The sequence below is a fragment of the Polynucleobacter parvulilacunae genome (assembly GCF_018881715.1).
GTDB lineage: Bacteria > Pseudomonadota > Gammaproteobacteria > Burkholderiales > Burkholderiaceae > Polynucleobacter > Polynucleobacter parvulilacunae.
Genome location: NZ_JACVPW010000001.1, coordinates 820047 through 843253, shown reverse-complemented (window position 1 = coordinate 843253; position 23207 = coordinate 820047). Strand labels below are relative to the sequence as shown.

Genomic DNA, 23207 nt, shown 5'->3' with positions numbered 1-23207 from the left:
CTACAGCACTGACAGAAAACATCATGACTCAGCCAATTAAGAAACAAGTCAATACACCAGGAAAGGTGTATTTGGTTGGCGCCGGCCCTGGTGCGGTTGACCTCATTACGGTTCGTGGTGCAAAGCTTTTAGAAAAAGCGGGCATTGTTTTCTTTGACGCTTTGGTTGATCCCGCAATGCTAGAGCTTTGCCCACAGGCAACTCAGGTTGAAGTCGGCAAGCGTTGTGGCAAGCTCTCCTCAGCACAACAGTTTATTAATAAGCGCTTGGTAGATGCTACGCAAAAGTACTCAGTTATTGTGCGCCTCAAAGGTGGTGACCCAATGCTCTTTGGGCGGGCTGATGAAGAAATTCAGACTCTAAAAGCAGCTGGCATTGAAGTTGAAGTGGTTCCCGGTATTACTGCGGCACTAGCTGGTGCTGCCAGCATTCAGCAATCGCTGACACTGCGCGGAGTATCCCGTAGTGTGGCGTTTGTCACCTTAGCGCAGGGCGCAGAAAATCTAGCTCCTGGACAGCCGATATCAAATCCCTCCGCGGATACCCTGGTGTATTACATGGGTCGCAAAGATGCTACTCGTATTGCACAGCAGTTGATTGAGCAAAGCCCAAATCAGAATAGCAATACACCAGTGCAAATATTGGAAGCGGTTAGCACTTCACGTGAGCGCTTATGGACAAGCACTTTAGCGGAATTAGCAGCAGGTAAAGCAGATCAATGGTTTGACAGCAGCTCACCGGCGCTCATCATGATTGGTGAGGCACTTGCAGGGCGCAACATGAGTAATAAACAGGTGCCAAACGATTCAACCTTAACTTTTGTAGCCCCAACTACTCCAAAGAGCAAAGCAGCTTAATACAAGCTCTTTACGCCGCGAACGCCAATAAGGTAATGGCAGTGGGTGCCGATTCTGGATGCTGCTGGAATTTTTGCTCCACCTCCCAAATATCAACTGCCTCTTGCATGTGCAGCCAACTCTGAGGTGTTCCGCCAATCACTCGCGCGATACGTACGGCCATTTCTGCGCTAATACCTCTTTTCTCATGCAGGATCTCTGAAACGGTAAGGCGACTCACCCCTAGGTGACTTGCAAGAACCGCTTGGGTAACGCCAAGAGCCGGCAATACATCTTCACGGAGAATTTCTCCGGGATGCGTAGGCCTGCGATTTGTATTTCTTAAGCTCTTCATTAGTGATAATCCTCCAAATCTACATACACTGCATTTTCACCATCAAATTTAAATGTCAGCCGCCAGTTACCAGAAACAAGTACAGCAAAAGTCTTTTTTCTTTTACCCTGCAGCTGATGAAAGCGATAACCCGGCAAATCCATATCCTCAGGAATAACTGCTGCATCCAACCTATCTAGCATGCGAATGAGGCGAGTGGCATGCTGCGCTGGGATTGCCTTGTAACTTCCTTTTGAAAAAAAGAGCTCTAAACCTCGATGACTAAAAGATTGGATCATTAACACCTCTAATACTCAATCTCTTATTGTAATGTATCTAATTACACTGTAATGTATATCATTACATTTAGCAAGGTCTTAATGAAGGCCTAATTGTCTAAAACAAACTAAATGCTTCTTGCGCCAAATTCAATAATCGCCTGCAATACCGCCAAATCCTCACCAACAGCAGGCGTCGCGCTTAACTGCACATCAGGGAATTTTCCCCGGCACTCTTCCAATAGAACTGGGAAGTCATTTCGTAAGTGGCCGCCCTGCCCAAAGAAAACTGGCACCACAGTAAGCTCATTAGCGCCTTTAGCGCTCAGTGCAGCGACAGCCTCTTCCAATGAAGGCTGCATCATTTCTAAGAAAGCGAGCTCTACAGGGGTAGCAGGATGTTGCTCTTGCCACAGCACAGCCAAGCGATCAAATGGCTCACGCCAGCGGCTATCACGTGCACCGTGCCCAAATAAAATAATGGCTTTCATGGATAGCTATAAACTCTCATTAATATGATTTAACTTCTAGACGATTTAACCGATAGCTTAACCGCATTTTCAAGATCAGACACCTATGACTAGCCTACTCAGCCAAACTTGGTTTATCGCCCTCATGAGCGTTACGCTTATCGGCGCCGTTCTCTCTGCCGTACATCATGCAGAAGTTATAGCTCACAAAACGGGTGAGCCTTATGGCACTCTAGTGCTATCTATTAGCGTTACGATCATTGAAGTTTCGCTCATCATCTCGATGATGCTCACTGGCCACGAAGGCTCTGAGTTCATTGCCAGAGATGCAGTATTTGCAACCGTCATGATTGTTATTAATGGTGTGATTGGTCTGTGCATATTCATGGGTGGACTTACCCATCATGAGATGACCTTTCGCAATGAAGGTACAAACTCTGCGCTAGCCGTACTAACTGCATTGGCCACCTTCATCTTAGTAATGCCAACCGTTACGATCAGCACGCCTGGACCAGATTTCACCAAGAGTCAGCTAGCATTTGCGGGGATCGCTTCTTTTGCCCTCTATATTGCATTTTTATTCTTTCAGACAGTCAGCCATCGTGACTATTACCTTCCAAAAACAAAAGACAGAAAGACTGACAGCAATATTCATGCTCGCAAACCGAGCAATCTCAAGACTGGAGTAAGTGCTGTACTCCTCATCCTCTCACTGATTGCAGTAGTAGGTCTTGCAGAACTACTTAGCCCGGCAATTGAAAGGGGTGTTGCTGCTGCAGGCGCACCCAAAACCATTGTGGGCATTGCGATTGCCCTTCTAGTATTGCTTCCAGAGGGCTTTGCAGCAGTTAGAGCAGCAAAGGCCAATCGCCTGCAGAGTAGCTTGAACTTAGCATTAGGTTCAGCCCTAGCCAGCATTGGCTTAACCATACCTACGGTTGCTGCCATTGCTATCTTCTTTAATATTCCACTTAGCTTGGGTATTAGCGATCTCAATATGACACTGATGTATTTGTCATTCTTTATTGGTGCGCTCACACTAGCAATCGGCAGAACAACCCTTTTACAAGGCATCGTTCACATCATTATCTTCCTAGAGTACCTATTCTTAAGTCTGGTTCCTTAGAACGAATAGGCAACCTTGATGCCTGCTTCAACGGTGTTATTAGCTGGTTCATAAGCAGTTAATCGGTAGTTCACTCTATTTGCGGTAATTGTCTGGGTTACTGCATTCGAGTTCTGAATATTCCAGTAGGTGATGTAGGGTCCAACAGACCATTTGGCAAATTGATACATCGATGAAAGGCGCAGGCCATAACCCCGGAATTGTTGATTAGTGATGTCTGGGAGATTGGGCGCCGCCTGAGATAAATGCGAGACCTGGGTTCCCTGAATGAGGTAGTCGTATTCAAAATTGGTTTCTAGCTTATGCACATCATTGATCTTCATGCGATGCGTTACGCCAATCGGTAGATACACATAATTACTTGAGCGGTTATATGAATTTGCTCCAGAACTCGTTTGACCAGCCTGGTTATCAAAGAGGTAGCGATAACCAAGACCGGTATACGGGGCCAAAACAAAGCCGCCTAACTCAGAAAAGCTAAAATCGTAGCCAAATAAACCACGTAAGTCATAGTATGAATATGGGATGTTACTTTGCGTGCCACTACCAGTGTATTTAGCTGAACCATAAGCATAGCGCGCATCAGCCTTTACAAACCAGTCATTAGCAAAGGCATAGGTACCGGTGTAATCAACGCCAACCAAAGGGGCGTTAATTACTACACTCAAACTTGGCTCCTTGTATTGGTATCCAGAAACAGTGAGGCCAAGAGTATTGCCTGTTTGGGTGGCTATATTGACTGACGTGTCTTCAGCGTATGCGCTTAAAGTTACCGCAAACAATACGACTGGTATGTAATTAATATTTTTCATTAATACTAATTTTTACCCAATGTGACTCCATCCCTTAAAACCTCATAGTGCAAGTGAGGGCCAGTAGATCTGCCTGTAGAGCCTACCTTGGCAATAGCTTGGGATTGCTTCACAAAATCACCCTGTTTCACCAAGATTTCTTGTGCGTGAGCGTATCTCGTTACCACCGCGTTCTTATGCTGTACATCGACTACATATCCATACTCTTGGTCCCAAGCAGCACGAAGCACTACACCTTCAGCAGTAGCCAAGATCGGTGTGCCATAGGCTGCAGGAAAGTCCGTGCCTTCATGCCAAGCTGTTTGCTGGGTAATCGGATCGATGCGATAGCCCAAACCACTGGAAGCCTGAGGCATCAGCGGTAATGGTGATGCTGTTGGGATGGAAGTTGATACATCCCAGCTTTGTGTGAGCGACTTTTGCACTTCTTGCACACGATTACTCAGGGCGATAGAGTCTTGTACGGTGCGATCTAAGCGAGCACCGTACTGCTCGCCTTGATTACCTAAATTGATCACTGCATTCGCTGGGCTAAGCGGGCCGCCTTGTGCGTTGCCGAGGTCAACTACGTTGTTACTGTAGTTTGTATTGGTAGCTAAATTCACACCATTCGTTTTAGCCAGCTGAATACGTAAGTCATCTAACTGAGCTAAGTTGCGCTGTGCTTCATCCAATCTTGCCTGTAGCTCCATGAGCTTGGTTTCATAGTCATCTTCAGAGTTAGCCATAAAGCGCTTCTCCAGGAGTTCTTTTTTCTCCATCGCATGCAAGATGTCTTTAGTCTCATTGGTGACGTCATTAATAGCAACGTTTGCACCCACCAGTAAAGCTAAGCTAAGCGCCCCACCAAATACCAAATGCCGTGCAGTCAGAGAAATCTCTCTCACTTTACTGTGCGGTCCAGTCATGATTAATATTTGCATTTTTCTTACCTTACCCCTGAATTCATTTCCAAGATTGGTTGCATTACTGCCATTACGATTCCTAAAACCATTAAGCCCATAGCCAATATTAATAATGGTTCGAGCAAGCTGGTAAATATTTTGGTCTTTTGCTCAGATTCGAGCTCGGCATTCTCTGCGCCGTACTTCAACATCTCGGCCAACTTACCTGATGCTTCACCTGAGCGAATCAAGTGAATCAATATCGGTGAGAACACGCCTTGGCTGCCTAAAGCTCTTGAAAGGCTTGTACCCTCGCGCAATCTCACCTCAGTGGAGTCAATCGCTGCGCGCAAGACAGAGTTACCTAATGTGCTACGGGCACTATGGAGAGCGGTCAAAATTGGTACGTTTGCCGATACCAACATCGCCATGGTGTTCGCAAAGCGGGCTGTCTCAAAACCCAAGAGTAATGGGCCTAATAAGGGTGCATTTAGTAATGCACGATCCACCTTGAGGCGAATATCTTCTTTAGCAAGCGCACGACGCCCATAAAAGATTCCCGCTGCAATCAGTATTACTAACAACCAACCCCAATTTACAATGAATTCAGACATACCTAATATGAAGCGGGTGGAAAACGGTAGTGCTTGTTTTGTGCTTTGAAACACTCTCGCAATTTGCGGGACTACATAAGTCATCAGAAACAAGACAATCATGAATGCCACGCCAGTCAGCATCGCTGGATAAGCTAAGGCTCCCATCGCCTTGTTTTTGAGCGCCTGGCGCTTCTCTAAGAACTCAGCTAACTGAGTAAGCACTTGCCCCATCTTGCCTGACTGCTCAGCAGCACCAACAACACCTTGATATAGAGGATCAAATGAAAGTGGTTGACCTGCAATGGCTTTAGATAAAGGCAGACCTGCACGCAACTCAGCAACCACTGCTTGTAGAACTGTTTTGACGTGGGCTTGACTAGCTTCTTCTGCCAGTACTGAGAGCGCTTCATCAATCTGTACGCCAGATCGCACCAAGATTGCAACTTGTTTGGTAATAAGAGCGAGATCTGCACGCCTGAGGGGTTTGTTTTCTGAGAACCATTTATTCCAGAAGTGTTGTTTGCCCCACTCCGTCTCTAAATCAATCGTGACTGGCACCAGTTGCTTAGCCATCAAGCCTTGGCGTACTGCGCGTACGCTTTCGCCTTCAACGCTACCGCGCTCACTCTTACCTGCGTAAGTTAGGGCTTCAAAACGATAGCGTGGCATAGCTCATTAATTTGATTGATTTAGTCGATTTGGTTAGTCGATTTGGTTGGTCGATTTGCTTAGTCGATTTCTACTGAGCCGGTAACACGCAGAATTTCTTCTGGAGTGGTCTTACCTTCAGCCACCCAACGCTTGCCATCATCAGCTAAGGTACGCATGCCACCGACTAAAGCCTGTTTACGAATATCACTCTCAGCAGCATGCTGATGAATGAGTTCCCGAATCTTTTCATTCGTGGTCATCAACTCATAAATACCGGCACGGCCACTGTAACCAGAATCTCCACAGGTTGGACAGCCTTTGCCGCCACAAGCTGAACAACTCATCCGAATGAGACGCTGTCCGAGTACACCCAACAAAGTGGATGAGAGCAAGAATGGTTCGATACCCATATCAATCAAACGCGTAACTGCTGAAGGAGCATCGTTAGTATGCAAAGTTGCCAATACCAAGTGGCCAGTCAGTGAAGCTTGCACTGCAATCTGCGCAGTCTCTAAGTCACGGATCTCACCAATCATCACAATGTCCGGATCTTGACGCAAGATCGCGCGCAAGGCTCTGGCAAAGTTCATATCAATGCGGGAGTTGACTTGGGTTTGCCCAATACCATCGAGGTTGTACTCGATTGGGTCTTCCACCGTCATGATGTTATTGATCTTGTTACGCAAGCGTAGTAATGCACCATATAAGGTAGTGGTCTTACCGCTACCTGTTGGGCCAGTCACCAAAACAATGCCGTGTGGACGATGAATGAGTTGATCAAACTGATTAAAGGTATCTTCGGCCATACCTAAAGCACGCAGATCTAAACGATCGTAGTTCTTCTCTAATAGACGCAGAACAACGCGCTCGCCATGCGATGTAGGTAATGTAGAGACACGCACATCAATCGCGCGTCCGCCCACTCGTAATGAGATGCGCCCGTCTTGTGGCATGCGCTTCTCGGCAATATCTAACGAGGCCATGATCTTGATACGAGAAACTAATGCGGCATGTAAGTCACGACGCATATCAACGATATCGCGCAAATTGCCATCTACCCGAAAGCGCACTACCGACTTACGCTCAAATGCTTCCAGATGAATATCCGATGCGCCATCACGGCTAGCCTGCTTGAGCAAACTATTAATCATCCGAATCACTGGAGCATCATCATTCATCTCCAGTAAGTCTTCAGAGACGGGCATTTCTTGTAAGAGGCGAGATAAGTCTACGGCCTCTTCTACCTCATCCACCACCTGCGAGGCATTAAGGTCGCCTTCGGAATACGCAGCATTCAGTGCTTCTAAAACTTCTTCACTCGTTTGCTCAATACGACGAATAGGACCAACTAAACGGCAGATTTCCTGTAAGACAGAAAGATCCGTCTCAGGACTATGAATTAAGGTTGGAGCGCCCTCTTCACCACCCTCATTCACCGCGCCCTTAATCAGCAAAATCTGATTTGCCTTTGCGTAACTAAAGGGAATGCGCGGAAGGTGCTGCATGGCTTCTGTGTAAGTTCTTCTTGCTGGACGGTGTTATTGAACGGTAATGGGCACTGGCGCACCAAAAGCCGGAACAGATGATGGCCTTACCGGGATCGGCTTAGTCAATCCAGAAGATGGCAAATTATTTGGCGCCTGATTAATGGGTTTGCCTGGTGGAATCAATGGCGGCTCAATATCTGACATCTTTGTCAAATCCTCTTTAGGCAAGAGCATTGGTGCCTGCTTAAATGCAGTTTCAGTCTGTTGTACCAAGTTCAGACGATTTGTAGTGATATCTGCTGTTTGATCTTTGTCACGCAAGATATAAGGACGCATAAACACCAAGAGGTTTGTCTTGGTACGGGTCTTTGCATCGGAGCGGAACAAGGCGCCAATAATAGGAATGTCTTTTAAGAATGGCACACCATTTGAACCGTCGTTGTATTTATCTTCAATCAAACCGCCGAGCACAATTATTTGCCCATCATCAACCAAGACATTGGATTCGATGTTCCGTTTATTCAAAATAATGCCTGAAGCAAAGTTTTGGTTATAGATGGAGGAGACCTCTTGGTAGATCTGCATCTTTACGATACCGTTATCTGAAACCTGCGGACGCACACGCAATGTGAGACCTACGTCTTGACGGGTATACGTTTGGAACGGCGTAACCGTGCTGGTTGAACCAGTCTGCGCATAAGAACCAGTAATGATTGGTACGTTTTGACCAACCACAATACGCGCTTCTTCGTTGTCCAAAGTAATCAAGTTTGGTGTCGACAGAATGTTGGTGCCTTGCGTTGTTGCTAATGCAGTAACCAAGGCAGACATGCCATAAGTACCATTGAATTTAGTGAGTAAACCTAAATTTAAGCCAGGCGCAGGTGGAATAGGTACCCCAGTACCACCACTAGGATTGAGAATATTGTTTACGTTAGAGCCTAAACCAACAATATTCGAACCAACTTGTCCTGCAGCATTCGTGTAGTTAGTGCCGCCAAAGCCTACGTTCTGATTACCAGACCCAACAAGACCCTGCCACTGAATACCTAACTCTTCCGCGTTAGTAGAGCTAACCTCTGCAATCAGAGATTCGATATACACCTGTGTGCGACGACGATCCAGTTGCTCAATCACATGACGCAAGTTGCGATACAAAGGCTCACTAGCGGTGATGATGATGGAGTTCGTTGCTGGTTCAGCCTGAATAATGCCGCCGGTAGTTGGATTACTTGTACTCGTTAAAGCAGAAGTAGCAGCAGAAGATCCCGAGGCCCCGGGAGCAGTATTAGCCTGCTGATTAGCGGGCTGCTGATTTAAATTGGCCGCTGGATTGGTGGCCCCTGGCTGCCCAGGTGTGCCGCCGATCTGGGCTGACAAGCTAGCGTCTGCTGCAACAATCGCGCGCAAGGTAACCGCCAACTTCGTTGCTTCTGCATTCTTGAGGGGAACCACCCAGATATTGCCGTTATTAGCAGTAGGCACATCTAAACGAGCTACTAATACCCGAATCTGACGAATACGCTCTGCACTAGCTCCACGAATCAAAATCGAATTACTGCGTGGCTCAGCCAAAATCATGGTCTTCAAAGATGGATCAGCTCCACCTGTAGAAGCGGTGTCCAATACTTTACTTAAGATAGTCGCCATATCTGTAGCAATGGCGTAATTGAGTTTGATACTTTGTACATCACTCGATGTTGGCGCATCAATCGAATCAATCAATTGAGCAATACGCTGAATATTGCTGGCGTAGTCAGTAATCACAATCGTGTTATTGCCGGGATAAGCATTAATCGTATTGTTAGGCGAAACCAATGGGCGCAATACTGGCAAAAGATTATTAGCGGATTCAAAATTGAGTTTGAATACGCGAGTAATGATTTGATCGCCTTCTTGCTTACCCTTGCTAGTTGTTACAGAATTACTAATGAGCTTGGCATCTGCTTCAGCAACAACGCGATATACGCCATTTACATCTACCAGCGCAAAGCCTGATGTACGCAGGGCTGTAGAGAATGCATCAATTGCTTTAGCCTTAGTAAGAGGTCGATTACTAATCAGATTAATCGTACCTTTGACTTTAGGGTCAACCAAAATAGTTTGGCCAGTAGCCTTTGCTAAAACACTAGCGACCGATTCAATATCGGCGTTGGAAAAAGATAAAGTGACTGCACCCTCATCAGGCACAGTGATATTGGATTGGGGTGCGTTGACTCCATTAACTCTGGTTTGCGCATAAGCCAATGGCATCAACACGCTTTCACCAGCGATGCAAATCACAAGGAATTGCGCCAGTCTCTTTTTAAAAGTGACTTTAACTTGATAGACGGTTTGTTTAATGGCGTTTTGCATACTGATTTTCTTTAGCACTGCTTTCTTAAAACTACTTTTTCAAAACTACACCTTAAAACTTCAGACGATAGGAATCGCCTTCCTTTTTACCCAATAAGGACAACAATCCGATTAAGGATTCTTGTGACTCTGGCGAAGCGCTTGCCTCTCCAGAAAAATGCATTCCTTTATTGCTGCCGTTACTTCCGCTGTTGCTTCCGCTGTTACTTCCCTTATTACTAAATTCGCCCTGACCTTTTAATAACAGCGGGCCACTGGTAGTCGACAAAGTCCAATTCATACCGGTATCGGCAATATTGGCTGAAATCTCATATCCACCGAGTGGCTTTACCGGACTAATGGGGCTTGTCAGGTTACTTATGATAATTCGAATTACCCCAGATGAAGGGCTATTTGCACCCCCTAGGATAGCCCCTAGACCCTCAATTCCACCCAATTGGATGTCGGTCCAACGGGCACCCAACTCCCCACGGGGCCGTAAGGTACTCCATGGGTTACCTAAGCCCTCCAAAATATTGGCAGGGAGCTTGATCTCATTGGCCGCAATTTGAGTCTTTCTGAGATCCCAGCGAATAGATTGGGCTTGCTCTAAGGCGGCAAACTGAATATCTGTATTGCAACTCAAAGAGAACAGCTTACAGCTAGTAGACCAGTGGAAGCGTTCGGTAACGGACATAGGATCACGACAACCACCCTCAGCGGCATTGGGCTCTGAAAATGCTAAGGCTGCACTTCCCTGCCAGATGGTTCCAACCGGTTGTTGCAACATCACACGGCACGCTGTTTGCGTGGCTAAGGATCCGCTGATCCAACTCACTGGCATTTGACGTACGATCACTATCAAACAGGTAAACACCAGAACAAACCAAAACCACTTTGGCAATTTAGGGTGAGTGAAATCGAGAACGAGTTTCATTATCGAGATACTCCGCTCACTTGTGTACCGGATTGGCCGCCATGTTGAACGAGAACGCCGCCGATATTCACCATTCCAGCTCCGCCAGCGCCGCCAGAACTACTGGTAGCCACCACATTAAGCTGTTCTGGATATAGACGCCAAGTCATTCGCAACTCGTCTAAAGAGTCTAACAATACAGAGAACATAGCGTCGCTTGCTTGTAATTCAATGCGCGGCGGATTGTCAGCAGTGAGACGCAACACGCTAGGCTTAATGCCCCGTGAAATGAGTACATTACGAATCTTTTGCAACTCTTGATCATCCAATAGAGTTACTGTTACCGGGGCTGCGTTGGTAGACTTTGCTTGCTTGATAAGGCTTTGTAATTGAGACCATTGGGCAGGCCTCATATCTAATTGATTTTGCACTCTCTGTGCATATGGTGAAACTACAAAAGCATTCACTACTAGAGCTGCAATAAGGATGGCAAAGCCAATGACTATATTGCGATGACTTAATACATATGCACTCACTAAATTTGGGATTTGCTTATAGTGAAACTTTTCACCCGCCTGAGTGGAGCCCTGCGCAACATTACTAGCAGCTAATTTCAGGCTAGACATCTTTTGCTGCAATGTTTTTGGCAAAGATTTGAGATTTTTCAGATCTTGCAAAGAATAGTCTTTGCTTAATAGCGCTTTAGCCTGCCTTAACCCCTGCTTCAAAGAAGTAAGGAGCTTCCCCAGGATTCCAGTGAAATTATTCGAGCTGCTCATAATCCCAATCCCGAATAAGGCTCTAAGCGATAACGATTTGACCCCAATGGTTTGACCATTAAACCGAGCGCACGGGCCTTTTGCGTTACCTCATCACTGGCCTGCTGATTTGATGATTTCAGGGCGCCTGGTTTGAATTCAAAATCGATACCAAAGCCGTCGTAATCCATTTTTTGCAAAGCCTCTGGCCCAAATGCCGTCTTGAGCTGCTGGAGCTTAGCTGCCATAGGAGCAAAATCTGCATCTGAGACTAAACCTTGGCGACGCTGGTCATTCGTTACTTGAGTAATAAATGCTGCTATCACTCGATTGGTAGATTTACTACCGGCATTACTAATGTTATTACCAACATCAGCCATTACGCCCAATTCTTTTGCTTGATTGAGTTTAGCTATAGAACTTGGCGTGAGTGATTGTGCTGCCAAGACTTCAGTTTGATTACCCCAACGCCAGCTATCCACGACCAACCACGTGAGATGCAAGACATATCCAATGACAATGCTTGCCAGTAAATACTTTCCCCATTGCACCGGTTGACGCCAAACAGCTATATCAACCCATGAAGCGCCACTATGAATGGCTTGCGCCTGGCTATTGCCCTTACGCTTGAGCAAGGTAGAGAATTTAGAAAAGCCTTTATCCGCTTTTTGTCTAAATGTTTTTGGTAGAAGATTGAGCGCAAAGTTAGCGGATCTGCCTGAAGCATTTATCTGCAAATAATCACGCGCTGCTGGCACCAACCACTCCCATGCAAATGCCTTTACTGCAGCGTCCCCCAAAGCAGCGGGGAGAGCGATGCTTTCAATATTGCTTGCATCAGCAAGCCGCTCAACCCATGCCACGCCGAGCTGTTCAGCGGTACGCTGCGTCAAGATGACATTACCCTCTTCATGCTGATAGGCAATAACTTGCTCTGTATTTTCAGTCGCTTCAGTCGCCTCAGTTGCTATAGGCAACAAGAAGCATTCTGGAATTAAGCGCACACGCTGACTAATCAGATTCTCTAATTGCTTAGTGAGCCACGTAAACCAAGTGCGATCAATTAAAGCAATTACTCTTTGAACAGCAGGCTTACCCAATGCTGGAGGTAATGCCTGCACAGCAAGCAATTGCGCTCCGGATAAAACATATTCCTCAATGAGGTTAGGCAAAATTTGCTGTAACTTTTTAGCATTTGCTAAAGGTACTTTTGCCTCTATTAAACGCACATCGATGGTTGGCATGAGTACCAACACTTCATCAGCGTAGGGCATTGACTCTGTAGTGCCGATACCAGTTTCATATTCGCTATCGCTATCAACCAAGCACCACTCAAAACGCTCAGCACACCCTAACTCTTGCCAGTCCTGTGCAGATCCACGAGCAGCGTCCCCTGTCAATGCAGATCCAGCGCCAACGATTGGCTTTGCGGGGCAACGAACTATTAATAGGCTCAAAGAAATAGACTTAAACGAATTGGCTTAAACGAAGTGACTTAAATACTGATCTTGCTCACGGCTTAGTTACTACCTAGTTAATGAGAATGACGGTGTTTTTATTCTGAAGCCAATTTTCCAGTCTTATTCCAAATGACCTGTGTGAAATTGCCACTAGGTAATGGGGCCTGAGACCGCTGAATTAGCGCAGAACTAACAAATATACCTCTTCCCATGCGGATTTCTGAGCGGGCGAGCCAAAATTGGGAGCGTACGTCTATTAATGAAGCGTCAATTGTGACGCCCTGACTGGCGCCCATCTTATTTAATAGGGAAGTGAGCTCATCAGCGCTTTTTAAAGGGGCGCTTGCCCTTTGCTGCACAAAACTACTGGCAGCCGACCTTGTTAAACCCGGAATTGCCGCCATCAAGACCTCTGGAGAGGCAGTATTGACGTTAACTGTCGTTAAAATCGGTAAAACCGTAACAAAAGGTCTTATCTGCTCCAAAATGCCCGAATTGTAGGCTGGGAGTCGCAATAAGCCATCAAGGTCATAAATGGGCATATCGGTTTGCAATACACCTTGAGCCGTGAGCTGAGCTAGGTTCTTGTCCAAGCCCAGGGCATCCAATAAGCGCCCAAACTCTTGTACCCCAGGGGGATTAATTGTTTTAAAGCTCTTATCCCAAAGATTCGCCAAATTGAACTGACTTTGGGCATCAATCAACTGGCCCTGCAAAGTCACGGTAGCTATCTCATCAGGAACATCGGTATTTTTTAAGAAATCCGCCACCTTGCCATCGGCCAAAGGCAATGCCCAAGCCTCACCCAAATGATCGACTTGGCTATTGCGTTGATCCTCAACCAAGACTAAACGAGCAAAGTCGATGGCTGCACGTTGCAACCACTGCGCTTGCACGCGATCACGCGCATTCTCGAGCGTGCGAATTTGTATTTGCTGGCGCCACATCAAACCAGCCAATAGCACTGCAGCCACTCCAACAACAATTAATGCAGTCACTGTAGCTGAACCACGCTCACCAGAAGGAAAATAAAAACGTCGGCTATGCTGTTTAAATTGGAAGTGCATCACAACGCTCCACCCATTAAACAAGAGCGCGTAATTGGTAAGGCAACATCTTTAATCCACCACTGCATTGATACGCCCTGTTGCTCTGGCAATAGATTGGTGAATGTAGGTGCAGCATTTGGTGATGCGCTCGTAGATCCTGACGATGTAGCAGATGCAGAATTTGCTGCAGGGCTCGCTGTCCCAGTGGCGCTAATACCGCCACTACCAGCACCACTCACAACCGATGTTTGCACCTGAAAAGATTGGCGCATAACAAATGGAACCTCAAGGCTTACCAATAAATCACTAGAGCTAAGGTCAGGATCGCGTGTGATGCCAAACCAGAGCGCACCTGCCTCAGAGCGTTGCATCAATGGTCGACTAGTCCAGCGCTGTAAGCCTACGGGCCCCATGCCGTAACCAGCAACCAGCCAAGCATCCAATCCGTCTTGTCGGTAACGGCGTAGAAACCAAATATTTTTAGCGCCTGCTGCAACTGAAGAGACTGCACTGTTAGATCCGCCTGCCTGAGCATTTGCTAGAGCACTGAGTTCGTCTTTACCTAAAACCGATTGGCAATCTCGCTCAAACTGTCTCACTAACTGTGAGTAATCCGCGTCTTGATTTGCACGGTGGTCAATCACTTCACGCCCCCGAATCATGGCATCCATTCCGCGCCAAGCCATGAGACCTACCAAAGCCATAATTACCATAGCCACTATGACTTCTAATAATGCAAAACCTTTCTGTGCATTTACATTTACATTTGTATTTGTATAGGCATTACCAACAACGCTAATTGCTTGATCTTTAGTTTTAAAGATTTGCAAACACTGTTTTGCTTTATTAACTAGCTTCATCACATCACACCACCGGATGGATTAGATAAAACAGTGGTCAGCCAAGCTAAACGTGGGCCGCTTGCCACCTCAGCACTGCTTGAGCTAGAGATGTATACGGTGACCTCCACCCTTCTAAAAGCAGGATTAGGGGTACTGAGAACCTTACGCTGACACACAAATACATAGGTAGCTTGTGGACAGCTGAACGTGGTTGTACCGAGCTCAGGCCAAGCACGACTGGTGCGCAAATTAATGAGTGTGTTGTCCGCGCTCCATAAAGCCATCGTGCGCTGAGAGACTGCTAGTTGTGTGTCTGCGCCATTAGCGATCGCGCGTAAACCAGCCAACATCGCAATACTTAAAACTGCAAGGCCGACCATTACCTCAATCAGCGCAAAACCATTTGCTTTGTAGTTACTATTGCGAAATACCTTTTTCATAACTTGGTCCAACTAAATCGACCATTGCTATTGCGCATCAAGATAGCTTGCGCACCCGGTTGACCAGATGCCTGACTGCTCACTTGCTTAATCGGAATTTGTAACACTTGCGCCACTTGTTCGCCACCAAGCGTGAGTTGCACTGGCGCCATATCAACAGGCTTGTACCAAGACTGGGCGCGATACACGTCAGGCAATAGACCTGAGGTATTAGAGGTGATTGGGCTAGGGGCGTTACTAGCTCCGCCAAGCGCAATGGCGCCGCCAGACTGACTCATAGAAGTTGAGCCATAAGAAGAACTGGCGCCAACGCCAGCTCCAGCACCACTGCTATTGAGAATAAAAAATCGCCATCCCGCAGAATCAATTTGCGCAATCATGGGCGTGCCAGACATGGCGCTTTCTTCTTGCGCTAAATTGAGCGAAGAAACGAGTTGATCAAGATTGTCTCGCCAGTAACGATCATCATGATTTGGAATGGTTAATACAGCAACCGCCAATATGACTGCCATGACAGCAATCGCTACGAGCATCTCAATTAAGGTGAAACCAGCATCACCATTACGCACTGCGCTTACAGCGACTGGCGCCCTTTCGACTAACAAAGGAGCGCGATGGTTTTCGATACGCTTACTGCCAATTGCCAATATCGGCATCGTTTCCGGTTCCACCTGGCTTACCATCTGCGCCAAAGCTATAGACATCGATTTCACTACGAGTGCCTGGGTTGGCATATTGATATGGATTGCCCCAGGGATCTTTTGGAATGGAATCTAAATATCCACCAGCTTTCCAGTTCTGCGGAACAGGCTCTGAAGTCGGCTTCTCTACTAAAGCTTTGACGCCCTGCTCAGTAGTTGGGTAACGACCAATATCCAAGCGATAGAGCTTGAATGCCTGAACCAAGGTTCCCACATCGTGCTTTGCAGCCGTTGCACGTGCTTCATCAGGGCGTCCCATGATCTTAGGAACAATTAAGGTCGCCAAAATACCAATAATGGCGATGACCACCATAATCTCGATTAAGGTGAAACCCGCATCCTTATGAGTTGATTTGGCTAATTTAGGAAGCCTAGAGCCGTTAGAGGATGACTTTTGATCTAAAAACACAGACCGGGTAGCGGACATGAAGCGAGCAATTAAGTGAGGCCTATGGTGAGACATAAGGTGGCGCTTTCAATGATTTAAACTGATTCAAATTTTATAGGCATTTTGTCACTTTGAGCGAATTTATCAAACGAATACAGGACCGACTGAAGAGCTCTAAGCAAGCCCTCAAGGAAGGCTCCGTGGCGCGCTCAATTTTGAGCGCAAGCTCATCCTCAAATCAGGGCAGCCAAGATAGTCAGGGACGCACTCAGAGGGCTCTTAGCATGCCTTTCAGATCCTTGGGCTCGCTCACACCATCATCAGCTAGCAAAGGCTTAACTTATGGGTTGATGCTGGCATGCGTACTCACAGCAACATTCTGGATCATGAAAATTGCTCAGATTCCAGGAACGCCAAGTCAGCCCGCAAATGGCGTCTCTAAGGGCATGACTCTGTATACCAATCAAGATGCCAATACTGCTTACGCTCTTTTTGGCAGCAAGCCATTAGCAACAGAGAATATCTATTTACGTGGCGTTGTCATTACTTCAAAAAATCCGAATGGCACACCAGATCGCGCAGTTGATGGATTCGCTATTTTCGAAATAGATGGCAAGCCTACTAATGCCATTAGCGTTGGCGAAACTATTGGCAAAGGCTTAAGTCTACAAAGCATTGGTGATGAAACAGCTACGCTGCTTTATCAAGGCCAGAAGCTCAACTTTAAGCTCAATAAAACCAAAGACAAAACTGACGGCAATAAAGGCAGCATAAAAAGCGACTCAGCCAAGAAGTAAAAAAATGAATAGAAGCAAGAAGCATTTATTTACAAATAGATGTATTGGCAGAAATGCGATGGCAGCACTCACAACAGCCATCCTATTCAGCAACCAAGCTTATGCAAGCGAGACAAATGATTTAGTGCAAATCATTGACCCCCAAACTAAGAGCCAACTATGGATTAATCCCGGCATGGCGTCCTACCACTTCCAGCAGGATAAGAATTTCAACAACGGCAATTGGGGTGGCGGTCTGGAGTATCGATTCAATATCGTTGCATCTGTAACAGCTGGACGTTTTTATAACAGCGATCGAGCTTACTCAAACTACGCAGGTATCTATTACCAGCCTGTAGCAATTGGCCCGATCAAAATTGGTGCCGTGTTTGGTGGATTTAATGGCTACCCCACCACCAATAATGGCGGCTGGTTTGCAGCGGCGCTACCCGCACTAACTTGGGAAGGCGACTGGGTTGGAGCAAATGTCTTTGTAATTCCGACCATTGGCGATCGGGTACATGGGGCGATATCGCTGCAGCTGAAATTGAAAGTCTTTGAGCAGAATGAACAAAAATAAAGCCCTTAGTTGAGGGCTTTATTTACAAACACTAATTTGCTATTTAGTTAAAGCTTAACAATTGTCACCGGCGAGTAGGTGGTAGATTTTTGTGCAGCCCAACTTAGCAAACCAGCCTCATCTACTGTTCCATAGACTTTCACCAAATCTGCATCATCAGTCCTGCGACCCACTACCTTCAAAATATTATCACCAGAAGTGGATGCGATGCTCTGCACCGAAATATTATCGCTATTGCGTAAAATTGATAGCGCTGTTCCAAGCTGTTGGCCCACTGAGCGGGTTTTATCAAATTGCGCAGGATCATAGCGATCTAAAGAGTCGCCAGGAGTAGAGGTGCCCGTCCAGCCACCCGCATTAGGCGCTTTGATATACAGATAATCCTTGCTTACAAAAATTTGTTTACTGCCACCCCAAGATGTATCTGAAGAGATGGTGTAAACAACGTCTGCCACTGGAGTTTCGGTCGCGAATCCCATATCTTTTTTAGTAAGCGCAGTTACTTGTGAGCCGCTACCGTTATTTACGTTATAGACCCAATTCGTGTCAAGGGAGTAGTAAATGCCATTAATAATTTGATATGAAGCAGTTTGATTCCAAGAGTTGCCGCACATTGCAGTGCTTGTATAGCGATTAACATCCAACTTGGAGGCGCTTGCTGACGGACGTACAGCAGACACAATTAAAGACTTGTTATAACTGCGTGTTCCATCCCAATAGTAGTAAGGAATGGCAAAATAAAACTTATCTTTATTGGCGGTAGAGCGGAAATAGCAAGGAATTTGATAGATATTACCTGGCGCAAAAGTTGCGTTATTACCTGCATTGCCGTTAATTTCTTGCTGCACTAATGTTCCAGCTTTATCTACATCCACCTCTAAACGCTTGTAGCTGCTATCCGCTTCAAAACGATAGTAAAAGTTGTTTAACTTACTTAATGGCGTCATAGACATTGAGGATCCGCCGGTGTTGTATACATAGCGGTTGTACATCACCATAGAATCGCCATTATTAAGACCGGCATAGTTCTGAATCTCGAATCCTTCGAATTGGGATGCATCCCCAGAAAAGCCACTACCAGATGCGCTAAGCCATGAGTTCTGAAAGCCTTCTACCAATACGGTGGCTTGCGGACCCTTATTATCATCAGACAAATCAAAGCGCATAAGCTTTGTTTTCTTACCAGTGATTTGATTATTAGAGTCAAAGATGACTGAAGCGGCTTCTAAAAAGAGGTAATTCTTATCATCGCTCAACTGAATACGAGGGTAATTTTTCCAAGCAGATTGGCCCAAAATGTCATATTTAGCGGGAACAGTTTCACCTACGCAAAATAACTCGCCAGTAGATTTATTAAGAAACACTAGGTTACAGGTCAAATCATCTTTATAAATACTGTCGCCTGTGAGCAAAATATATTTGCCAGCATCAAACATGCTGCGAAAACCAACGCCACACTGATCAGCACCACTAGCAGTTACTGATATTGGAGTGCTAGTGCCATCCGCATTGACACCTACCAATTTATAAGCATCTGTCGCACAAGTTGCTGCATAAGCCGGGGAAATCAAGCGCGCTAACAAATTCTGGAACATCCCTTTAATTCCAGCAGTTTGGACAGAGCTGGAGGTCTTGGAGGCAATAGAAAGGGCGCTATATCCAGAAACGGAGACCGATGAGGCCAGCTGATTAGAGAAGGTTGCCGCTACAGGAGCAGTAGTTGCGGGGGTTGGCGTAACCGCAGTGGAGCCGCTACCACCTCCACCACAGGCCGAAAGAAGCACGATACTCGCCGCAAGTGCAGAAAATAGGGAAAAACGTGTTTTCATGAAATACTCCAAAAACTATCAAATTGATACCAAATTTTAGCATTAATCGCATTTTTTCGGGTGTACGCCATACAGCTCCCAAAAAAAATCTTGTGGGCTACCCTGCTACCTTCTTAAAGTAAGCAATCATCTCTTTTGGGCCATCTTCTAGATTGACCTTGGGTTGCTAGCCAAGCTTCGCTTTTGCGAGTTCGATATTCGGTTGGTGCTGCTTTGGATCATCCAATGGAAGTGGTTGATGAATGAACTTGGATTTACCGCCCGATAACTTCAGAATCGTTTCTGCCAATTGCAGCATAGTGAACTCGCCAGGATTGCCGATATTGACTGGCCCTGTAAAGCCTTGTTCTGAGTTCATCATTTTGACCATGGCATCGATTAAGTCGTCCACGTAGCAAAAGCTTCGGATTTTCGATAGTACTATCCTTCATAGTTAGCGATCAGATTGTTCGATAGCCTCATTAATAGCGAGCCATTTTTGGGCCTTAAAACGCACCAAACTCCAATAAATCCAGGCATAACTGCAAACAAAAACTAAGACAAAAAACTTCAGCACAAGGTGATCGTGCCAAAATAAAATCGCTGGTATTACAGCCAAAGCACAAAGTAACCAAAGATAAGGGGAAGTAAGGGCATTTCTTTGAGTCAATACTCGACTACTTTTTCCACCTGCAACCCCTCTGATAACTCTCCTATAAATTAAATGGTGTAAGTGCAAAGCATCTGGCATGCCGGGGTGGGTACGCCGCAATACTAGACGACGATATATTGTGAAGACTGTCTCAAAGATCGGGTAGCAGCACAATAGGAGAGGAAACCATTTTGAGACCTCCGGATGTCGAGCGGTCAATAAAACAGATAGTTCGGCGATCCAAAATCCAATGAAGTAAGCCCCTCCATCACCCAGAAAGATCAACCCACGCGGATAGTTCCAAACCAAAAAGCCTAGTAAGGCACCTATCATAGCCAGACTGGCAACCATTACCGAATAATCTCCGACCAAGAAAGCAACATAAGTGATCCCCGAGAGAATAATGACTGCCACCATAGAGGAGAGACCGTTATAGCCATCGATAATATTGAAGGCATTAGCTACACCACCCACCGCAAAACAAGTAATAGAAATTGCCAGCAATGGATAAGCAAGCATTAAGTTATCGATGCCCAAGATCTGAATTGAGGTCAACCACGCGCCCAATAAATTGCCAGCAATAGCAGCAGAGGCGATAGTTGCTAAAAGACGAAATTTGACACCAATCCTTTTGGTTAGATCTTCAAGTAAGCCAGAACCAAAAGCAGGAATTCCTGAGATGAGCAACAAAAGCCCAAAAGAGCCAACTTCACTATTCTGAAAATATCGAAGACATAATGCAGCAAAAAGTCCAACTACTATTCCAATACCACCAACCCTAGGGACTACTACAGCATGAAATTTTTGGATTCCAGTCATATCGTAATCAGCAGTAAAACGAGAGTGGATGTGGGCATACCTAACAATCCAAAAGGTAGCTAAGAATGACATTAAGAAAGAGAGGACTAAAACAGTCATATTAGAAACGGATATATAAAGACTTTTTAGATGCCGTAAAGAAAAATATTTTTTGCATTCTCACTATTAATACACTCTCGGGAAGCGACCTAAATATTTAAAGAAGTATCGTAATAATCCAGATACATGCCAATACAAAAAACGTAAATGAAAATGACTAGATCTTTGTGCTGCGTGGATGGCAGTCACACCAGGAACAAGGAGTATTCGATAGCCTAGCGCCCATAGGCGAGTACAAATGTCAACATCTTCAACGTAGAGATAATAACCCTCATCAAAGCCATTTATTGCTCTATAAACGGGTGACTTAAAAAGCATGAACATACCCGCAACCCATTCTGGGCTGAAATTAGATCCGCCCTCAACTATTGCATAGCCGTTATCATGCGAAAAAAAGTAACGACGGGCAAGTGAAAAAGGGGTCAAAAAATGGCGGGCACTGTCTTCAGTATCGCCTCTTAAATTCTTAATCATTGGCGCCACTAAGCCAATGTCTGGATTATTAGCAGCACTTAAAAGACCTGGAAATGGGTTTTCTTCTATAGAAATATCTGGATTAAGGATACAAAAAAATGGGGTTAAGGAATGTTGAAAAGCAAAATTATGATTTTCACCAAATCCTTTTGGCGAATCATTAATAATTAATTTAATTTTTTTAAAAGTCGAAATATCAAAAGATTCAGGAATATTAAGCGTTAAGATAATCTCTACAATTTCGGGGAGCTCGGATAATTGCCCCAATAATGGCACAAGAAAATCTTTATGCCCATGACTTACGATAGAGACGGTAACTTGATTGGTGTTAATCAACTTTTAATATTCCATATATTTCATGATTATTTTTCTTTAAAAACCAAATCAAACTTAAGGCTATAAGTAATTCAGTCACAACCATTGCAAATGAAGCGCCAATAATTGAATAAAAATAACTCATTATTCCAATAAAAATAAGCCCAACAAAACTGCACACAAAAATAATTCTTGAATAGATCCTATGGAAGCCCGGAGCAACCAAAGCCTGCTGCCCCAATAAGCCTGACAAAGCCCCCAAAAAAAATAGGGGGCTAAGAAGCTGAAACACTAATACTGAATGTGAAAACTTTTCACCAAGAATTAAAGGGAGCAGAATAGGTGCCCCCAATATGGAGACAACCATCATTAGCAGGGTAATGCAGGACTGAATTCTAAACATTTTTCTAAGAGCAATTACCACTTGCTCAGGAGCTTCTATCAAAAACTTACTTAAGCGAGGAAGCATAATTTGTGTAAGTGGTATCAATAAGCCTTGTCCTGCCTTGATTAAATTAAACGCGCTAACAAAATATCCTAAAGTTAATGGACTTACTAGCAAACCAAGAACTACAACTATGCTACTAGAGTAGAGTCCCCCTGTTAAATTTACTATGGCTAGTGGAAAAGCCTCATGAATTTTTTTAGCAATATCAGAAAATGAAGGTAGTGCCCAATATAACTTCTGTGAAAGAAGCAACCAAAAAAGGTTACACAAAGCACCGGCAAGGAGAGATCCACAGATAATGCCAACGGCAAGAGGGGTGTCTGAAGGCCGCTTTACAAGCATATAAATTAACGGAATTGATAATAGTCTGATCAGTAGATTTATAAAAGAATATCTCTCAAGCTGTTCTATTCCCTGATAAAAAAATTGTGTAGAAATCATGGTGGCAATGACCACCAAATAAACCAGCCAAAGCAATAATGCATATTTAGTTAAGACAGGAAAAATCAAAATGAGCAAAATTAAGACCAACGCTCCGATTAGACCCAAGAAGAATCTTGACCCCAGAGTGCACCAAAACACTTCAGATAGTTTGCGTAGGTTTTTTTGATTTAAAGCCACCTGTCTGGAGGAGCTTAAATCAAACCCCCAGTCAGTAAACAGAACAAAGTAACCTAGGAATGCAATACAGAATCCAACCTCTCCATACCCCTCAGGGCCAAGGGTTCTTGTCAAGATAGGTAAAAGTAGCAAAGACCCTATATTTTGTCCGCCCTGTAAAAGCAGCAAGATAAAGAAGCGATGCCTTATTCGTTTTGCCATCAGCTCTTATGTATTAAGTTAAAACATACCCTTGGTCACCCCAGGGGGTGTA

25 protein-coding genes are annotated in these 23207 nt (G+C 45.2%); 4 read left to right on the top strand and 21 right to left on the bottom strand.

The annotated features are described in order from the left end of the window. Window positions 1-23 precede the first annotated feature (23 nt). Window positions 24-857 (top strand): uroporphyrinogen-III C-methyltransferase, encoded by an 834-nt coding sequence (gene cobA, locus ICN18_RS04465; RefSeq protein WP_216189267.1) that lies wholly within the window; start codon window positions 24-26, stop codon window positions 855-857. Between the two features lie 10 nt (window positions 858-867). Here the strand turns inward: cobA and ICN18_RS04460 are convergent, their stop codons facing one another. From ICN18_RS04460 to ICN18_RS04450, 3 genes are all read right to left on the bottom strand, one after another. Then, window positions 868-1191, bottom strand: a complete 324-nt coding sequence (locus tag ICN18_RS04460; RefSeq protein WP_216189266.1) for a HigA family addiction module antitoxin — start codon at window positions 1189-1191, stop codon at window positions 868-870. Next, window positions 1191-1469: a type II toxin-antitoxin system RelE/ParE family toxin gene (locus ICN18_RS04455; RefSeq protein WP_216189265.1), complete on the bottom strand. Its 279-nt coding sequence runs from the start codon at window positions 1467-1469 to the stop codon at window positions 1191-1193. The genes ICN18_RS04460 and ICN18_RS04455 overlap by 1 nt, the downstream gene beginning before the upstream one ends. 107 nt (window positions 1470-1576) lie before the next feature. Beyond that, window positions 1577-1939 (bottom strand): sirohydrochlorin chelatase, encoded by a 363-nt coding sequence (locus ICN18_RS04450; protein WP_216189264.1) that lies wholly within the window; start codon window positions 1937-1939, stop codon window positions 1577-1579. An 85-nt stretch (window positions 1940-2024) separates the two neighbouring features. Here ICN18_RS04450 and ICN18_RS04445 point away from each other — a divergent pair, with 85 nt between their 5' ends. Then, window positions 2025-3044, top strand: a complete 1020-nt coding sequence (locus ICN18_RS04445; protein ID WP_216189263.1) for a calcium:cation antiporter — start codon at window positions 2025-2027, stop codon at window positions 3042-3044. On the opposite strand, the gene ICN18_RS04440 is transcribed toward ICN18_RS04445, so the two are convergent. The 13 genes from ICN18_RS04440 to gspG all read right to left on the bottom strand — a co-directional run bounded on the left by ICN18_RS04440 (window position 3041) and on the right by gspG (window position 16437). Beyond that, window positions 3041-3856 (bottom strand): hypothetical protein, encoded by an 816-nt coding sequence (locus ICN18_RS04440; protein WP_216189262.1) that lies wholly within the window; start codon window positions 3854-3856, stop codon window positions 3041-3043. The genes ICN18_RS04445 and ICN18_RS04440 overlap by 4 nt on opposite strands. A gap of 5 nt (window positions 3857-3861) precedes the next feature. After that, window positions 3862-4764: a M23 family metallopeptidase gene (locus tag ICN18_RS04435; protein ID WP_216189261.1), complete on the bottom strand. Its 903-nt coding sequence runs from the start codon at window positions 4762-4764 to the stop codon at window positions 3862-3864. Window positions 4765-4784: 20 nt separating this feature from the next. Further along, the gene (gspF, locus tag ICN18_RS04430) at window positions 4785-6005 is read right to left on the bottom strand and encodes a type II secretion system inner membrane protein GspF (protein ID WP_216189260.1); all 1221 of its coding nucleotides are present in this window, start codon (window positions 6003-6005) and stop codon (window positions 4785-4787) included. Window positions 6006-6064: 59 nt separating this feature from the next. Further along, window positions 6065-7492, bottom strand: coding sequence for a GspE/PulE family protein (locus ICN18_RS04425; RefSeq protein WP_216189259.1), 1428 nt, complete (start codon window positions 7490-7492; stop codon window positions 6065-6067). 33 nt (window positions 7493-7525) lie between these two features. Next, entirely contained in the window at window positions 7526-9829 is a 2304-nt protein-coding gene (gspD, locus tag ICN18_RS04420) for a type II secretion system secretin GspD (RefSeq protein ID WP_216189258.1), read from the bottom strand. A 52-nt stretch (window positions 9830-9881) separates the two neighbouring features. Then, entirely contained in the window at window positions 9882-10745 is an 864-nt protein-coding gene (gene gspN / locus ICN18_RS04415) for a type II secretion system protein N (protein WP_216189257.1), read from the bottom strand. Further along, the gene (locus tag ICN18_RS04410; RefSeq protein WP_216189256.1) at window positions 10745-11503 is read right to left on the bottom strand and encodes a type II secretion system protein M; all 759 of its coding nucleotides are present in this window, start codon (window positions 11501-11503) and stop codon (window positions 10745-10747) included. Before ICN18_RS04410 ends, gspN begins: the two co-directional genes overlap by 1 nt. After that, window positions 11500-12939: a type II secretion system protein GspL gene (locus ICN18_RS04405; RefSeq protein ID WP_216189255.1), complete on the bottom strand. Its 1440-nt coding sequence runs from the start codon at window positions 12937-12939 to the stop codon at window positions 11500-11502. Before ICN18_RS04405 ends, ICN18_RS04410 begins: the two co-directional genes overlap by 4 nt. 98 nt (window positions 12940-13037) lie before the next feature. Continuing rightward, a complete protein-coding gene (gspK, locus tag ICN18_RS04400; RefSeq protein WP_216189254.1) occupies window positions 13038-14009 on the bottom strand; it encodes a type II secretion system minor pseudopilin GspK in 972 nt (323 codons plus the stop codon). Further along, the gene (locus ICN18_RS04395) at window positions 14009-14851 is read right to left on the bottom strand and encodes a PulJ/GspJ family protein (RefSeq protein ID WP_216189253.1); all 843 of its coding nucleotides are present in this window, start codon (window positions 14849-14851) and stop codon (window positions 14009-14011) included. The genes gspK and ICN18_RS04395 overlap by 1 nt, the downstream gene beginning before the upstream one ends. Further along, window positions 14851-15273 carry a type II secretion system minor pseudopilin GspI gene (gene gspI / locus ICN18_RS04390; protein WP_216189252.1) on the bottom strand — a complete coding sequence of 141 codons (423 nt, stop codon included), beginning with the start codon at window positions 15271-15273 and terminating at the stop codon, window positions 14851-14853. The genes ICN18_RS04395 and gspI overlap by 1 nt, the downstream gene beginning before the upstream one ends. Beyond that, window positions 15270-15929: a prepilin-type N-terminal cleavage/methylation domain-containing protein gene (locus ICN18_RS04385; RefSeq protein WP_216189251.1), complete on the bottom strand. Its 660-nt coding sequence runs from the start codon at window positions 15927-15929 to the stop codon at window positions 15270-15272. Before ICN18_RS04385 ends, gspI begins: the two co-directional genes overlap by 4 nt. Continuing rightward, window positions 15904-16437 (bottom strand): type II secretion system major pseudopilin GspG, encoded by a 534-nt coding sequence (gene gspG, locus ICN18_RS04380; RefSeq protein WP_304609864.1) that lies wholly within the window; start codon window positions 16435-16437, stop codon window positions 15904-15906. Before gspG ends, ICN18_RS04385 begins: the two co-directional genes overlap by 26 nt. Before the next feature lie 209 nt (window positions 16438-16646). On the opposite strand from gspG, the gene ICN18_RS04375 reads away from it, so the two are divergent. Together ICN18_RS04375 and ICN18_RS04370 are read left to right on the top strand one after the other, a co-directional pair. Next, on the top strand, window positions 16647-17159 hold the full coding sequence (locus ICN18_RS04375) for a hypothetical protein (protein ID WP_216189250.1): 513 nt from the start codon (window positions 16647-16649) through the stop codon (window positions 17157-17159). Window positions 17160-17217: 58 nt separating this feature from the next. Next, the gene (locus ICN18_RS04370) at window positions 17218-17718 is read left to right on the top strand and encodes a hypothetical protein (RefSeq protein WP_255532063.1); all 501 of its coding nucleotides are present in this window, start codon (window positions 17218-17220) and stop codon (window positions 17716-17718) included. Window positions 17719-17765: 47 nt separating this feature from the next. On the opposite strand, the gene ICN18_RS04365 is transcribed toward ICN18_RS04370, so the two are convergent. From ICN18_RS04365 to ICN18_RS04345, 5 genes are all read right to left on the bottom strand, one after another. After that, on the bottom strand, window positions 17766-19547 hold the full coding sequence (locus ICN18_RS04365; protein ID WP_216189249.1) for a hypothetical protein: 1782 nt from the start codon (window positions 19545-19547) through the stop codon (window positions 17766-17768). 166 nt (window positions 19548-19713) lie between these two features. Beyond that, the gene (locus tag ICN18_RS04360; RefSeq protein WP_216189248.1) at window positions 19714-19938 is read right to left on the bottom strand and encodes a Rossmann-fold NAD(P)-binding domain-containing protein; all 225 of its coding nucleotides are present in this window, start codon (window positions 19936-19938) and stop codon (window positions 19714-19716) included. 42 nt (window positions 19939-19980) lie between these two features. After that, on the bottom strand, window positions 19981-21096 hold the full coding sequence (locus ICN18_RS04355; protein ID WP_216189247.1) for an MraY family glycosyltransferase: 1116 nt from the start codon (window positions 21094-21096) through the stop codon (window positions 19981-19983). A gap of 66 nt (window positions 21097-21162) precedes the next feature. Then, window positions 21163-21906, bottom strand: a complete 744-nt coding sequence (locus ICN18_RS04350; RefSeq protein ID WP_216189246.1) for a galactosyltransferase-related protein — start codon at window positions 21904-21906, stop codon at window positions 21163-21165. Next, the gene (locus ICN18_RS04345; protein WP_216189245.1) at window positions 21899-23155 is read right to left on the bottom strand and encodes an oligosaccharide flippase family protein; all 1257 of its coding nucleotides are present in this window, start codon (window positions 23153-23155) and stop codon (window positions 21899-21901) included. Before ICN18_RS04345 ends, ICN18_RS04350 begins: the two co-directional genes overlap by 8 nt. Window positions 23156-23207: the final 52 nt, after the last annotated feature.

Excerpts from the sequence above, each read along its gene's own strand:
- ICN18_RS04345 (WP_216189245.1), bottom strand. The coding sequence starts at position 23,155 with ATGGCAAAACGAATAAGGCATCGCTTCTTTATCTTGCTGCTTTTACAG.
- ICN18_RS04460 (WP_216189266.1), bottom strand. The coding sequence starts at position 1,191 with ATGAAGAGCTTAAGAAATACAAATCGCAGGCCTACGCATCCCGGAGAA.
- ICN18_RS04375 (WP_216189250.1), top strand. The coding sequence starts at position 16,647 with ATGCCTTTCAGATCCTTGGGCTCGCTCACACCATCATCAGCTAGCAAA.
- gspK (WP_216189254.1), bottom strand. The coding sequence starts at position 14,009 with ATGCACTTCCAATTTAAACAGCATAGCCGACGTTTTTATTTTCCTTCT.
- ICN18_RS04370 (WP_255532063.1), top strand. The coding sequence starts at position 17,218 with ATGGCAGCACTCACAACAGCCATCCTATTCAGCAACCAAGCTTATGCA.
- ICN18_RS04450 (WP_216189264.1), bottom strand. The coding sequence starts at position 1,939 with ATGAAAGCCATTATTTTATTTGGGCACGGTGCACGTGATAGCCGCTGG.
- gspI (WP_216189252.1), bottom strand. The coding sequence starts at position 15,273 with ATGAAAAAGGTATTTCGCAATAGTAACTACAAAGCAAATGGTTTTGCG.
- gspD (WP_216189258.1), bottom strand. The coding sequence starts at position 9,829 with ATGCAAAACGCCATTAAACAAACCGTCTATCAAGTTAAAGTCACTTTT.
- ICN18_RS04395 (WP_216189253.1), bottom strand. The coding sequence starts at position 14,851 with ATGAAGCTAGTTAATAAAGCAAAACAGTGTTTGCAAATCTTTAAAACT.
- ICN18_RS04435 (WP_216189261.1), bottom strand. The coding sequence starts at position 4,764 with ATGACTGGACCGCACAGTAAAGTGAGAGAGATTTCTCTGACTGCACGG.
- gspG (WP_304609864.1), bottom strand. The coding sequence starts at position 16,437 with ATGTCTCACCATAGGCCTCACTTAATTGCTCGCTTCATGTCCGCTACC.
- cobA (WP_216189267.1), top strand. The coding sequence starts at position 24 with ATGACTCAGCCAATTAAGAAACAAGTCAATACACCAGGAAAGGTGTAT.
- ICN18_RS04445 (WP_216189263.1), top strand. The coding sequence starts at position 2,025 with ATGACTAGCCTACTCAGCCAAACTTGGTTTATCGCCCTCATGAGCGTT.
- ICN18_RS04410 (WP_216189256.1), bottom strand. The coding sequence starts at position 11,503 with ATGAGCAGCTCGAATAATTTCACTGGAATCCTGGGGAAGCTCCTTACT.
- gspF (WP_216189260.1), bottom strand. The coding sequence starts at position 6,005 with ATGCCACGCTATCGTTTTGAAGCCCTAACTTACGCAGGTAAGAGTGAG.
- ICN18_RS04355 (WP_216189247.1), bottom strand. The coding sequence starts at position 21,096 with ATGACTGTTTTAGTCCTCTCTTTCTTAATGTCATTCTTAGCTACCTTT.
- gspN (WP_216189257.1), bottom strand. The coding sequence starts at position 10,745 with ATGAAACTCGTTCTCGATTTCACTCACCCTAAATTGCCAAAGTGGTTT.
- ICN18_RS04425 (WP_216189259.1), bottom strand. The coding sequence starts at position 7,492 with ATGCAGCACCTTCCGCGCATTCCCTTTAGTTACGCAAAGGCAAATCAG.
- ICN18_RS04455 (WP_216189265.1), bottom strand. The coding sequence starts at position 1,469 with ATGATCCAATCTTTTAGTCATCGAGGTTTAGAGCTCTTTTTTTCAAAA.
- ICN18_RS04365 (WP_216189249.1), bottom strand. The coding sequence starts at position 19,547 with ATGAAAACACGTTTTTCCCTATTTTCTGCACTTGCGGCGAGTATCGTG.
- ICN18_RS04385 (WP_216189251.1), bottom strand. The coding sequence starts at position 15,929 with ATGCCGATATTGGCAATTGGCAGTAAGCGTATCGAAAACCATCGCGCT.
- ICN18_RS04440 (WP_216189262.1), bottom strand. The coding sequence starts at position 3,856 with ATGAAAAATATTAATTACATACCAGTCGTATTGTTTGCGGTAACTTTA.